Here is a 12,734-nt window from a genome sequence, read left to right on the forward strand (position 1 = left end):
ACTTATACTTGACTTTTTATAAAAAATGTATTATAATATATTTATAACTAGATATTGGAAGGAGTATATTATGATTACTAAAAAACATTTGAAAATCTTTTTAAGTTTTTTATCTTTAGTCGTTTTGCTTTTGGGAGGCTGTAAAGTTAGAAATAAATTAGGAAGCGAAACTCAAGATTCGCAAATTAGCGGAGAAATTGTTATTAATACTGATATTCCGAGTTGGTCTACCAATATTTCTTCTACATATGAAGGCTCTCAAATTAGTTACGAAAAAACTAACGATATAAATACCAATTTCCCAAGTTGGTCTACTAATGTTGCCTCTATTCCCGAAGAATATTGGGGTAAATATCAATATTTAGATGGTAATGGGTATCAAGGAATAGCAGCGGTTACAAGAAAAGGAAAAGATATAACTTTGTATTATAAAAATGATGACGGTAACTTGCAGGTAACGGCATATTTTTATGTATTCGATAAAAAGGCTGAATATAAAGGAAATAATACTTGGCAGTGGCTTCCTTTTTATTGGGGCAATTCTGGCGTTCACTATATAAATAAAAATGATGTTGGATTATCTCCAGATACAGAAATTATAACATTTGAACGAAATGAAAAAGGGCAAAGAATATTAAAGACATATGTGCAAGGAAAAAAATTTAATACGGTTTATGTGCATAGTGAAGATATAAATAAATAATTTATTATAGTTTAGATTTTTAAGGAATGCGTAGAAAATATGCGTTCCTTTGGCATTACTAACGGTAAATTGAGTATGTCAAGTAGCACTCCGCCTTATGAAGGATACGAGGGCTTTAAGCCTTGGAATATGCCTTATATGACTAATCATAATATATATTTGGGAGAAAGACCGAATATACGAGTCCGTTGCTCACGCATTTCGCCTCGTTTACTGATGGAGAACGCAAGCCGAATTGGTGTTTCTTAATTAGCTAAAGGTTGGTTTTAGCCTAGTTCTAATAACAATTTTTTGCGCCGAATTGTTAGATAGCTTTTTTTATAAATCAAAGCGCTACAAATAAAAATTATTTGAAATTAGTAAGATGCATAGATAGAAATTGCGCTAAATAAAAATCAAAAAATTAATAATATTATAATTTTTGTATGATAATATTAATAATAAAAAAGCTACCGAGTTAATTAACCCGATAGCTTCTATTTTAATGACAAAGGATTTCAACCAATTTGTTTTAGCTTTTATTTATTTATTATCTGGTCTGCTATTCCAAGTAAAGCCTGAATCTTTGGAGAGAACGCTATAATTGCTCCCGCAAATACCACGCTTATTAAACTCATTAATTTTATAAGTATATTCAAACTTGGTCCTGAAGTATCCTTAAATGGGTCGCCAACCGTATCGCCTATAACCGCAGCGGCATGATTAGGATTAGTCACTTTATTTCCTTTATCGTCCGTAATTTTTTTGCCGCCCAAATTGCCCGCTTCTATATATTTTTTAGCGTTATCCCAAGAACCGCCCGCATTCGACATCATAACAGCCATTGCGAAACCAGAAGTTAAACCGCCGATTAAAAGCCCTATAACCGCTGGAACTCCGAATACGAAACCGACTAATACGGGAACTATTATAGCCAAAACGGAAGGAATAATCATTTCTTTTTGAGCCGATTTTGTGCAGATTTGAACGGCTTTTTCATAATCCGCTTTTACTCCTTCTTCTCCCGCCAAAAGCCCTTTAATTTCTCTAAATTGTCTTCTAACTTCTTCGACTACTCCGCCAGCCGCTCGTCCAACCGCTTTCATTGTCAAAGCGCAGAAGAAAAATACAAGCATAGAACCGATAAAAATACCGACTATTACTTTAGGATTCATCAAATGAATATTGAAAGCCTGCATAAATTCGTTCATACTCAAACTATAAACGATTTTATTATACAATTCTGAAGAACTTTCCGCCGTATATTTTACCGAACCTATAACTATTTCGGTTAAATTATTGCTGTTAATCATTCTTCCCAAAGCCGTTTTAATTTCCTCTATATAAGCGGCAACCAAAGCCATAGCCGTCAAAGCTGCAGAACATATTGCGAAACCTTTTCCCGTAGCAGCCGTAGTATTTCCTAATGAATCCAAAGCGTCTGTTCTCTCTCTCACGCTTTCAGGTAACCCCGACATTTCCGCATTTCCTCCCGCATTGTCCGCAATTGGTCCGTATGCATCAGTAGCCAAAGTGATTCCCAAAGTAGATAACATTCCAACCGAAGCCAAAGCTATTCCATACAATCCTTGAGAGAAAGAACCTACTTCCGAACCGAAACCGCCCGCAAAACCGAAAGCCAATATTATAGAAACGACTACCGTTACAACTGGTATTAAAGTAGATTGCATACCGATTGCGAGTCCTCCGATTATAACCGTTGCCGGTCCCGTCTTCGATTGTTCTGCAACCCATTGAGTAGGTTTATATTCCGCCGCCGTATAATATTCGGTAAAGAATCCGACTACATTTCCAGCGATAAGTCCTACAATTATTGAAACGAACAAGCCCAAATTATCTGGAAGAAGAGTTTTTACAAGTAGGAAAGAAACGATTATAATAATAACGCTGCTTACATAAACTCCGACTCTTAATGATTTTAATAATTCTCCCATTGAAGCTTTTTCTTTAGTTTTAACGAAGAATACTCCGACTATTGAAGATAAAGTTCCTATTGCCGCAAGTATGAGAGGAAGGGAAACCGCATAAATCGGGCTTATTGACGGATTTATATAACCGAAAGCCGCTGAACCCAAACTCATTGCCGCAAGTATCGAACCAGCATAAGATTCATAAAGGTCTGCTCCCATTCCAGCGACATCGCCCACATTATCGCCCACATTATCCGCTATAACCGCAGGATTTCTTGGGTCGTCTTCTGGAATTCCCGCTTCAACTTTTCCTACCAAATCCGCTCCTACATCGGCAGCTTTTGTAAATATTCCGCCTCCGACTCTGGCAAATAAAGCCTGAAAAGAAGCGCCGACTCCGAAGCTTAACATCGTTGTCGTTACAAAATGCATTTTAGCCGCAACATAATCCATAGAATCTCTTGAAATATTTCCGAGTCCTAAAAAGTCCGTATTAAACCATCCGTTATCAAGCCAGCCGTTTAATATTATGAACCACATGGAAATATCGAACAAAGCCAAACCTACAACAGTAAGTCCCATAACCGCGCCCGAACGAAAAGCGATTGTCAAACCTTGATTCAAAGATTTTGAAGCCGCATGAGCCGTTCTTGCCGAAGCGTAAGTTGCAGTTTTCATTCCTAAAAAGCCTGAAAGAGTGGAGAAAAAACCTCCCGTTAAAAATCCAATCGGAACGAAAGGATTTTGCACTTTCAAAGCGTAGGAAAGAATGGCAAAGATAATGAAAGCGCCTCCAAAAAAGAAAGCTATAACTCTATACTGCTGTTTGAGATAGGCTATAGCGCCAGAACGAACATGAGAAGCTATTTCTTTCATCTTGTCGTTTCCTTCGTCTTGTTTTCGCATCCATTGATAAAAATAGAACGCGAACGCTAATGTTAGAATTGCCGCCGAAATTGTAAAAAATCTGGCGTTTTGAGCTAATGATTCGTAATTCATAGATTTCACCTCATTTTTAATTTTATTGAAAATTCAATAATTAAATATTTTAGCATAAAATGTATAAATTGTCAATAAATTTAATTCAATAATTTAATAAATTTTAAAATTTTTAATTTAGTATTCCTATTGAAATTGTTTTACTTTACTTTATAATATACTTATAAGATAAAAAATATTATAAAAATTACGGATTAATTGAAATGAATATTGCGAAAAAATTTGTTTTCTTATTAGGCTTGCTTTTGGCTTTTATATCGGTAAGCGCTATGACTTCCTATTACAAACCTAAAGAGAAAAAAATAGAAAAAGATTATTAAATATGATTAAATTTATTTTACTTATTATTAATATAATATTATTTTTTGGAATGAATTTATATTCCGTTGCCGTAACGGTTTTACCTTTTGAAAGCGCAAATCCAAATTGGGTAGAAGAATATATGGTTGACGATGGGATGCCGAGAGTTTTGGAAAATGTTTTGGCGAATACTCATTTATTTGAAGTGAGCGATTACGATTTATTTATTTCCTATTTTGCATCTTACGAAATTGTCGCTTCCTATAAAACATTGCAAACGAATTTGCAAATAGCTTCGGAATTTGTTAAAGAAACTTTTGATTCGGATTATTTGATAAGCGGAGAAGTTTTGAATTTTACTTTAAATAAAGGCAGAAGAGATACGGCGGAAGTTGAATTCAAAGTTAATGTTATAGATATAAATACTTTATCAGTCGTTAAAACTTTTCAAAATAAAGCGAGTTATTCTTTGCCAGCAAATAGTCCCGTTCATAAATCTGAAGACGCTTTATTTAACGAAAGCGCGCTGGGAAGAGCTTCAATTTTGGCTTTCGATAAAATTGTAAACGATATGATAAAATTTTTTAAGATTTCGTCTCTCTCTGGTTTGGTGACGAGAATAGAAGATAATAAAATATTTATTAATTTGGGAAAAAAAGATAATATAAAAGTCGGCGATAAATTCGATATATATAAACTTGAAAGAGTATTGGAACTTCCAAATGCAAACACAAATACGAATAATATAAATACAAATGCAAATACACATACGAATAGTTTGAATCAGACTTTTGCAAATAAAAGCAATATTCCAAAAACTTACGCCAATACGAACGATAATGCAATCGAAGAATATCAGCATGTTAGAAGCAACGATAACGGCGATGTCTGGTTTACGAGCGAAATGCTTTATAGATATAGATTTTATAATACGAAAGAAAATTTTGTATCGTCAGCCGAAGTTGTGGAATTATACGATAATTATGCAATTTTGGAAAATAAAAGCGATAAAGAAATAGAACTTATGATGAGAGTAAGAATAAATAAAAAATAATTTAATTAAAATAGGTTTTGGAGAATTTATGATTTCTAAAAATAATGTTTCGTTTAGCAAAATCGACAAAAAAGATTATTTTATTTATATAGAAAAAAATACGAATAGAGGAATTTTCACTCCGTTTTATAAAGGAACTCATAATAGTTTTTTCTACGATTTTAAAATTTCAAAATGCAGAATTTTTCATAAAGACGCGAAATCTTATTCTATTTTGGATATTTCATTAGACGGGAAAAAAATAATTACGATTTCCAACGATTCTGGAAATTCATTAAGCAATAGATTAAGAATTGTAGAAATTGGAACGAATAAAATATTTTTAGAATTAAATTCTATGTATATTTACGAGGCTTATTTTACGGGAAATCCGCAGTATATTTTATGCAGAGGAAAAGATTATAATATAGTCAATACTTTCGTTTTGGATATAATCGACAAAAAAATAGTTTATCTTTTAAGAGAAAATATTTTTTTAAGCAACGGATGTTTTGACGAAAAAAGAACTTATTTTATTTATCCTTCCACTTACGAAGACAATACGATTAATCATCTCAATCTTTTCAATTTGTCCGACACGAAATTTGCAGTCGACTATTCAAATATAAAAATTTCCAAAGTATGTTTGGTAAATAAAAAAGATTTGGCTTTAATCGAAGGAAATAAAGCGATTTATTTATACTCAAATAAAAGAATATACTGGAAATTAGATTTATTTTTATTATTCACTTCGGAATACGAAGGCGGAATATTTTATTTGGATAGAAAAATTTATCTGGATACTCCAGCGCTTGTAAGAGAAAGCAGCGACTCGGAAATTGTCTCAAGCACGGTTTTATTTAGAATAGACGAAGACAGCGGAAATTTGGAATATTTAGTATTGCCGAGCGATATAAAATTCAAAAGATTTACTACTATGTTCGGTTCTAAAATAATAGACGCTTCGGGAAATGTATTCGATGTTAGAAGCAATAAACTGCAGCAGTTTCCTTTAAAATTGTATAGATAATTTTAACTTTAAAAATTAATTTATTTTAAAATATTTTAACTAATTTAAAATAATAAATTTTTTTTAAATAAACTCTTGACAATTACTATTAATAGTATTATAATATTTAAATATTTTAATATATTTTATATTGAAGAAAAAATTATGGATATTGAAAGCATAAAAAAAATAAAAAATTTAAATGATTATAAACGAGTTCCAATTTGCAAGGAAATTTACTCCGATTTTATCACATCAATAGAAGCCATGCGTATTTTAAAATCAAAAAGTATTAACGCATTTCTTTTGGAAAGTGTGGAAGATAGAAGAGTTTGGGGAAGATATACTTTTTTATGCTTTGAACCAATATTGGAAATAAACGCAAGCAAATGGAATATAAATATAAAAGATAAAAACGGACTTAAAACTATTAAAGGAAATCCTAAAGATATAATTAGAGAGATTTTGAAAGAATATAAAACTCCGAAAATTGACGGCATGCCTTCTTTTACGGGCGGACTCGCGGGATATTTTTCTTACGATTATATAAGATATAACGAAAAAAAATTGGATTTTGAAGAATACGATAAAAAATTTTACGATTTGAATTTGGCGCTTTTTAACGATGTTATAGTTTTCGATAATTTCAAACAGAAAATAATATTAATAACGGGAATAGAAATTGCAAAATTGGATTCTCAATACGATAAAGCTTTAGAAAAATTGGATTCTATGGAAAAGCTTCTAAAAACCGAAAGTGCAAAATATAAAAATAGTTTTGAAAAATTTAGTTTTAAATCGGAAGCTAAACATCTTTTTTCAAAAGAAAAATACTGCGATATGGTTGAAAAAGCTAAAAAATATATTTACGAAGGAGATATTTTTCAAGTCGTTCTTTCAAATCCAATATACGCTAAAGCCGAAGGAAGTTTATTCGATGTTTATAGAGTATTGCGGACAATTAATCCGTCTCCTTATATGTTTTATTTTTCTATGGGCGATATAGAAATAGCGGGTTCTTCTCCCGAAACTTTGGTAAAACTTGAAAACGATAAATTGCATACTTATCCTTTGGCGGGAAGTCGTCCTAGAGGAAAAACTTTGGAAGAAGATTTAGAACTTGAAAAAGAACTTTTAAGAGACGAAAAGGAACTTGCCGAACATAATATGCTTGTCGATTTGGGAAGAAACGATATTGGAAAAATAAGCAAAATAGGAAGCGTAAATGTCGACAAATATAAGTTTATAGAAAGATATTCTCATATAATGCATATAGCTTCTACGGTATCGGGAATCATAAGAGACGATAAGGACGCTCTGGATGTTTTGGATTCTATACTTCCAGCGGGAACTTTATCGGGCGCTCCAAAAATAAGAGCATGCGAAATAATAAACGAACTCGAAGGAATATGCAGAGGAATCTACGGCGGCGCTGTCGGTTATATTGATTTTTCTGGAAATATGGATACTTGCATAGGAATTAGATTAATATATAAAAAAGAAGACGAAATATGCATAAGAGCGGGAGCGGGAATAGTTTACGACAGCGTAGGCGAAAAAGAATATATAGAATGCATAAATAAAGCGGCTGCGGTATTGAAAGCGGCTCAAATGGCGGAAAAAGAATTATGACTTTATTAATAGACAATTACGACAGTTTTTCCTATAATCTTTATCAACTTATAGGACAATTCGATAAAAATATAAAAGTTATCCGAAATGATGAATACAAAATTGAAAATTTTGAAGAAATAGAAAAATTAAATCCAGATATTATAATAATATCTCCCGGACCGGGAAAACCCGAAGACGCGGGAATATGCATTGATATTATAAAATATTTCTATATCGATAAAAAAAATAAAATAAAGCCCGTAATATTTGGAGTTTGTTTGGGACATCAGGCTATATGCAAATCTTTCGGAGCGGAAGTAAGCTATGCAAAAAAATTGATGCATGGAAAAACTTCGATTATTGAATTGGATAATAATTCCGTTTTATTTAAAAATCTTCCGAAACAAATAGAGGTTGCAAGATATCATTCTTTGTCCGCCGTCCGAGAGAGTATGCCCGACTGTTTAAAAATTAATTCTTTTTCAATAGAAGATAACGAAATAATGTCCGTTGAACATAAAGAATATCCGATATACGGAGTGCAATTTCATCCCGAATCGGTTATGACTAAAGACGGATTTAATATTATAAAAAATTTATATAAGGATTTAATATGATTAAAGAAGCGATTTTGAAATTATCGAAAAAAGAAAATTTAAATTATGAAGAAGCCGAAGCGGTAATGAACGAGATAATGTCGGGAAAAGCCACAGCCGTTCAAATGTCTTCGTATTTAACGGCGCTTTCAATGAAGGGCGAAACCATTGACGAAATAACGGGTTCTGCCGCTGGAATGAGAGCGAATTGTATAAAACTTTTGCATAATATGGAAGTTCTTGAAATAGTGGGAACGGGAGGAGACAATTCAAATTCTTTCAATATTTCTACGGCATCGGCGATAGTTATAGCATCTGGAGGAGTCGCGGTTGCAAAACATGGAAACAGAGCGGCGTCTTCAAAATGCGGAGCAGCGGATGTTTTGGAAGAATTGGGAATCAATATAAATATTCCGCCTGAAAAAAGTTGCGAGCTTCTTTCAAAAATAAATATATGTTTTTTATTCGCTCAAAATTATCATATAGCGATGAAATATGTCGCTCCCGTTAGAAAGGAACTTGGAATAAGAACGGTTTTTAATATACTTGGACCTTTATCGAATCCCGCTGGAGCTAATATAGAACTTATGGGAGTTTACGATGAATCTTTAGTAGAACCGCTTACAAAAGTAATGCAGAATTTGGGAGTCAAAAGAGGAATGGTAGTTTACGGGACGGATAAAATTGACGAAATATCGATGTCGTCTGAGACAAAAGTATGCGAAATTTTAGATAAAGAAAAATTGAAATCTTATACGATATCGCCTAAAGATTTTGGATACGATTTTTGCGATAAAAAAGAACTCGAAGGCGGAAGCGTAAAAGAAAACGCCGAAATAATAAGAAATATTTTTAGTCTAAAAGATAAAGGCGCTAAAAGAAAAGCCGTATGTATGAACTCTGGCGCGGGATTTTATATCGCTGGAAAAGTGCAAACCATAAAAGAAGGCGTGAAGATGGCAGAAAGTTTAATAGACGAAAAAAAGGCTTTTGAAAAATTGGAAGATTTTATAAGAGAAAGTAATAGTTAATTTATAATTAAAATTATATAAGGTTTTATTAATGAATATTCTTGATAAAATATGCGAAACTACAAAAGAGCGTATAGAAAAAGAAAAACAAAAAATTCCTTTAAGCGAAGTTAGAAAAAACGCCGAAAGCATAAAAAATATTGAAAAAGAAAAATATTTTAATTTTGAAAAAGCGATTAGTAAAAAAGAAAAAATTAATTTTATTTGCGAAATTAAAAAAGCCTCTCCGTCAAAAGGAATAATAGCCGAAGATTTTGATTATATTGAAATAGCGAAAGATTATCAAAAAGCTGGAGCGGATGCAATCTCCTGTCTAACCGAGCCTCATTATTTTTTGGGAGCAGATAAATATTTGAAAGCGGTTAAAGAAACTGTAAATATTCCCGTTCTTCGCAAGGATTTTATAATAGACGAATATATGATATACAAAAGCAAAAATATAAAAGCGGACGCGATTTTGCTTATAGCCGCCATTTTGGATAAATATAAATTAAAAGATTATTTCGATATTGCAAACGATTTGGGATTATCTTCGCTCTTTGAAATTCATAACGAGGAAGAACTTGAAAAAGTATTGAATTTAAATCCAAGAATAATAGGAGTAAATAACAGAGATTTAAAAACTTTTGAAGTCGATATTAATAATAGCGTTCGTTTAAGAAAATTGATTCCGAATAATATAATTTTCGTTTCGGAAAGCGGAATAAAATCCAGAGAAGATATAAAAACTCTCGAAGAAAATAAAACCAATGCCGTTCTTATAGGCGAGTCGCTTATGACTAAAAAAGATAAAGAAAAAGAAATAAAAAAATTAAGAGGAATAGCGGATTAATGAAAATAAAAACCTGCGGATTATTCAGAGAAGAAGATATAAATTACGCAAACGAATTGAAACCCGATTATATAGGATTCGTTTTCGCAGAAAGCAAAAGAAAAGTCGGAGTAGAAAAAGCATATAATTTGAAAAATAAACTCGATAAAGAAATTAAATCCGTTGGAGTATTCGTAAACGATAATTTGGATTTTATATTGAATTTGATTAGAGAAAAAATTATTGATATTATTCAGTTGCATGGAAACGAAGATAATAATTTTTTGGATAATTTGAAAACAAAAACAAACGCAAAAATAATAAAATTTATTCCCGTAGAAAACGCGGATTCGATATTAAACAGCTTAAATATATTTTCCGATTTTATACTTTTAGACAATTTGAAAGGCGGAGTTGGAAAAAATTTTAACTGGAATTATTTGAAAGAAGCTTTTGAATCGAATAAAAATTTTTCTGAGGTTTTTAATAAAAAATATTTTTTAGCGGGCGGACTTAATAAAGAAAATATAAACGAGGCTTTAAAATTTAATCCTTACTGCGTTGATTTGTCGGGCGGACTTGAAACTGACGGAATAAAAGATTACGATAAAATGAAATATATAATAAATATTACAAAAAATTATAAAAATTACGGAGAGGAAAAATATGAATAAAGGACATTTCGGAGTTCATGGCGGAACATATATTCCCGAAACTCTTATGAACGCGATTATAGAACTCGAACATGCTTATAATTTCTATAAAGACGATAAAGATTTTAACGAAGAATTAAACGATTTGTTTCAAAATTATGCGAATCGTCCTTCGATGCTTTATTTTGCAAAGAGAATCACGGAAGATTTGAAAGGAGCGAAAATATATTTGAAGAGAGAGGATTTGAATCATACGGGCGCTCATAAAATAAATAATGTTCTGGGACAGGTTCTGTTGGCTAAAAAAATGGGGAAAAAAAGAGTGATAGCCGAAACTGGAGCGGGACAGCATGGAGTGGCGACTGCGACAATAGCGGCGCTTATGGATATGGAATGCGAAATATTTATGGGAAAAGAGGATACGGAAAGGCAGGCTTTGAATGTTTATAAAATGAAACTTTTGGGAGCTAAAGTTAATTCAGTGGAAAGCGGGACGGCAACTTTAAAAGACGCAGTATCGGAAACTATGCGTGAATGGACTAAAAGAATAGACGACACTCATTATGTTATAGGTTCGGTAATGGGACCGCATCCTTTTCCAACTATCGTGCGGGATTTTCAGGCTATAATTTCAAAAGAGATTAAAGAGCAGATTTATAATATTGAAAAAAGACTTCCAGATATGATTGTGGCATGCGTTGGCGGAGGTTCGAACGCGATAGGTTCTTTTTATCATTTTATAGAAGATAAATCTGTGGAACTTGTCGGATGCGAAGCGGCGGGCAGAGGAGTTCATACTTTTGAAACGGCGGCTACAATATCTACGGGAAAATTGGGAATATTTCATGGAATGAAGTCTTATTTTTGTCAGGATGAATACGGACAGATAGCTCCAGTTTATTCAATATCGGCGGGACTCGATTATCCTGGAATTGGTCCAGAACATGCATATTTGCATGATATTGGAAGAGTAAAATATATTCCCGTAACGGACGATGAAGCGGTTAAATCTTTTGAATATTTATCGCGTATGGAAGGAATAATACCCGCGATAGAAAGCGCTCACGCGTTGCATTATGCGATTAAAGAAGCGCCGAAAATGAGTAAAGATAAAATAATAGTGGTAACTCTCTCTGGTAGGGGAGATAAAGACTGCGTATCGATAGCAAAATATAACGGGGAGATAATCAATGAGTAATATAAATAAAGCATTTTCAAAAGACAAGGCTTTCATTCCTTTTATAACATGCGGGCAAATTTCTTTGGATATAACCGAAAAAACAATATACGAAATGGAAAAAAACGGAGCGGATTTGATAGAGCTTGGAATTCCTTTTTCAGACCCTGTTGCGGAAGGTTCTATTATACAGTCTGCAAATAACAGAGCGTTAAAAAATAAAACTACAACCGATAAAATATTTTCTATGGTAGAATCGGTTAGAAAAAATACCGATATTCCTATGGTTTTTATGACTTACGCGAATATTGTGTTTTCATACGGAATTGAAAGATTTGCCGAAAAATCAAAAGAATTAAAAATGGACGGAATAATACTTCCCGATGTTCCTTATGAAGAAAAAAAAGAATTCGATTCAATATTTAAAAAACATGATATAGATTTTATATCTTTAATAGCGCCGACTTCCGAAGAGAGAATATCCGCCATTGCCAAAGATTCGAGCGGATTCATATATTGCGTTTCTTCTTTGGGAGTGACGGGAATAAGAAAAAATATAAATACGAATATAGAAAAAATGGTTAATCTTGTAAAAGCGGTTAATGATATTCCCGTTGCCGTTGGTTTTGGAATATCGACTCCAGAGCAGGCTAAAGAAATGAGCAAATATGCGGACGGAGTCATAGTCGGAAGCGCTATAGTAAAATTATGCGAAGAATACGGAGAAGATTCGCCGAGTCATGTCGGAAAATATGTAGGCGAGATGAAAAAAGCGATTTTATAGTTTTTCTAATTTTTAAATTTTGATTTAATATTTTTTTAATTTTCTTCTAAAAATATTTATAAAAGATAAAAAATCTTCATTCTTCAAAATTATATTTATGATGCAGTAAATAAT

At 32.5% G+C, this 12,734-nt stretch carries 11 protein-coding genes; 10 read left to right on the forward strand and 1 reads right to left on the reverse strand.

What is annotated here, in order from left to right; translation table 11 throughout:
* Positions 1-70 precede the first annotated feature (70 nt).
* Positions 71-703, forward strand: coding sequence for a hypothetical protein (locus ACR0QS_RS05775; protein ID WP_432632491.1), 633 nt, complete (start codon positions 71-73; stop codon positions 701-703).
* A 518-nt stretch (positions 704-1,221) separates the two neighbouring features.
* On the opposite strand, the gene ACR0QS_RS05780 is transcribed toward ACR0QS_RS05775, so the two are convergent.
* Positions 1,222-3,612 carry a sodium-translocating pyrophosphatase gene (locus ACR0QS_RS05780; protein ID WP_432632492.1) on the reverse strand — a complete coding sequence of 797 codons (2,391 nt, stop codon included), beginning with the start codon at positions 3,610-3,612 and terminating at the stop codon, positions 1,222-1,224.
* A gap of 322 nt (positions 3,613-3,934) precedes the next feature.
* Between ACR0QS_RS05780 and ACR0QS_RS05785 the strand changes: the two genes are divergently transcribed.
* The 9 genes from ACR0QS_RS05785 to trpA all read left to right on the forward strand — a co-directional run bounded on the left by ACR0QS_RS05785 (position 3,935) and on the right by trpA (position 12,620).
* A complete protein-coding gene (locus ACR0QS_RS05785) occupies positions 3,935-4,966 on the forward strand; it encodes a hypothetical protein (protein ID WP_432632493.1) in 1,032 nt (343 codons plus the stop codon).
* Between the two features lie 28 nt (positions 4,967-4,994).
* Positions 4,995-5,975: a hypothetical protein gene (locus ACR0QS_RS05790; protein WP_432632494.1), complete on the forward strand. Its 981-nt coding sequence runs from the start codon at positions 4,995-4,997 to the stop codon at positions 5,973-5,975.
* Positions 5,976-6,119: 144 nt separating this feature from the next.
* Positions 6,120-7,586, forward strand: coding sequence for an anthranilate synthase component I family protein (locus tag ACR0QS_RS05795; RefSeq protein ID WP_432632495.1), 1,467 nt, complete (start codon positions 6,120-6,122; stop codon positions 7,584-7,586).
* A complete protein-coding gene (locus tag ACR0QS_RS05800) occupies positions 7,583-8,185 on the forward strand; it encodes an anthranilate synthase component II (RefSeq protein WP_432632496.1) in 603 nt (200 codons plus the stop codon). The genes ACR0QS_RS05795 and ACR0QS_RS05800 overlap by 4 nt, the downstream gene beginning before the upstream one ends.
* Positions 8,182-9,195 carry an anthranilate phosphoribosyltransferase gene (gene trpD, locus ACR0QS_RS05805; RefSeq protein ID WP_432632497.1) on the forward strand — a complete coding sequence of 338 codons (1,014 nt, stop codon included), beginning with the start codon at positions 8,182-8,184 and terminating at the stop codon, positions 9,193-9,195. Before ACR0QS_RS05800 ends, trpD begins: the two co-directional genes overlap by 4 nt.
* Before the next feature lie 31 nt (positions 9,196-9,226).
* Entirely contained in the window at positions 9,227-10,027 is an 801-nt protein-coding gene (gene trpC, locus ACR0QS_RS05810; RefSeq protein ID WP_432632498.1) for an indole-3-glycerol phosphate synthase TrpC, read from the forward strand.
* On the forward strand, positions 10,027-10,680 hold the full coding sequence (locus tag ACR0QS_RS05815; RefSeq protein ID WP_432632499.1) for a phosphoribosylanthranilate isomerase: 654 nt from the start codon (positions 10,027-10,029) through the stop codon (positions 10,678-10,680). Before trpC ends, ACR0QS_RS05815 begins: the two co-directional genes overlap by 1 nt.
* Entirely contained in the window at positions 10,673-11,857 is a 1,185-nt protein-coding gene (gene trpB, locus ACR0QS_RS05820; protein ID WP_432632500.1) for a tryptophan synthase subunit beta, read from the forward strand. The genes ACR0QS_RS05815 and trpB overlap by 8 nt, the downstream gene beginning before the upstream one ends.
* Entirely contained in the window at positions 11,850-12,620 is a 771-nt protein-coding gene (trpA, locus tag ACR0QS_RS05825; RefSeq protein WP_432632501.1) for a tryptophan synthase subunit alpha, read from the forward strand. Before trpB ends, trpA begins: the two co-directional genes overlap by 8 nt.
* The last annotated feature ends 114 nt before the right edge of the window (positions 12,621-12,734 follow it).

Source organism: Brachyspira sp., assembly GCF_050873525.1.
GTDB lineage: Bacteria > Spirochaetota > Brachyspiria > Brachyspirales > Brachyspiraceae > Brachyspira.

Coding starts and splice junctions, on each gene's coding strand:
- trpD (WP_432632497.1), top strand. CDS start 8,182: ATGATTAAAGAAGCGATTTTGAAATTATCGAAAAAAGAAAATTTAAAT.
- ACR0QS_RS05800 (WP_432632496.1), top strand. CDS start 7,583: ATGACTTTATTAATAGACAATTACGACAGTTTTTCCTATAATCTTTAT.
- ACR0QS_RS05790 (WP_432632494.1), top strand. CDS start 4,995: ATGATTTCTAAAAATAATGTTTCGTTTAGCAAAATCGACAAAAAAGAT.
- ACR0QS_RS05795 (WP_432632495.1), top strand. CDS start 6,120: ATGGATATTGAAAGCATAAAAAAAATAAAAAATTTAAATGATTATAAA.
- trpB (WP_432632500.1), top strand. CDS start 10,673: ATGAATAAAGGACATTTCGGAGTTCATGGCGGAACATATATTCCCGAA.
- ACR0QS_RS05775 (WP_432632491.1), top strand. CDS start 71: ATGATTACTAAAAAACATTTGAAAATCTTTTTAAGTTTTTTATCTTTA.
- trpC (WP_432632498.1), top strand. CDS start 9,227: ATGAATATTCTTGATAAAATATGCGAAACTACAAAAGAGCGTATAGAA.
- ACR0QS_RS05815 (WP_432632499.1), top strand. CDS start 10,027: ATGAAAATAAAAACCTGCGGATTATTCAGAGAAGAAGATATAAATTAC.
- ACR0QS_RS05780 (WP_432632492.1), bottom strand. CDS start 3,612: ATGAATTACGAATCATTAGCTCAAAACGCCAGATTTTTTACAATTTCG.
- ACR0QS_RS05785 (WP_432632493.1), top strand. CDS start 3,935: ATGATTAAATTTATTTTACTTATTATTAATATAATATTATTTTTTGGA.
- trpA (WP_432632501.1), top strand. CDS start 11,850: ATGAGTAATATAAATAAAGCATTTTCAAAAGACAAGGCTTTCATTCCT.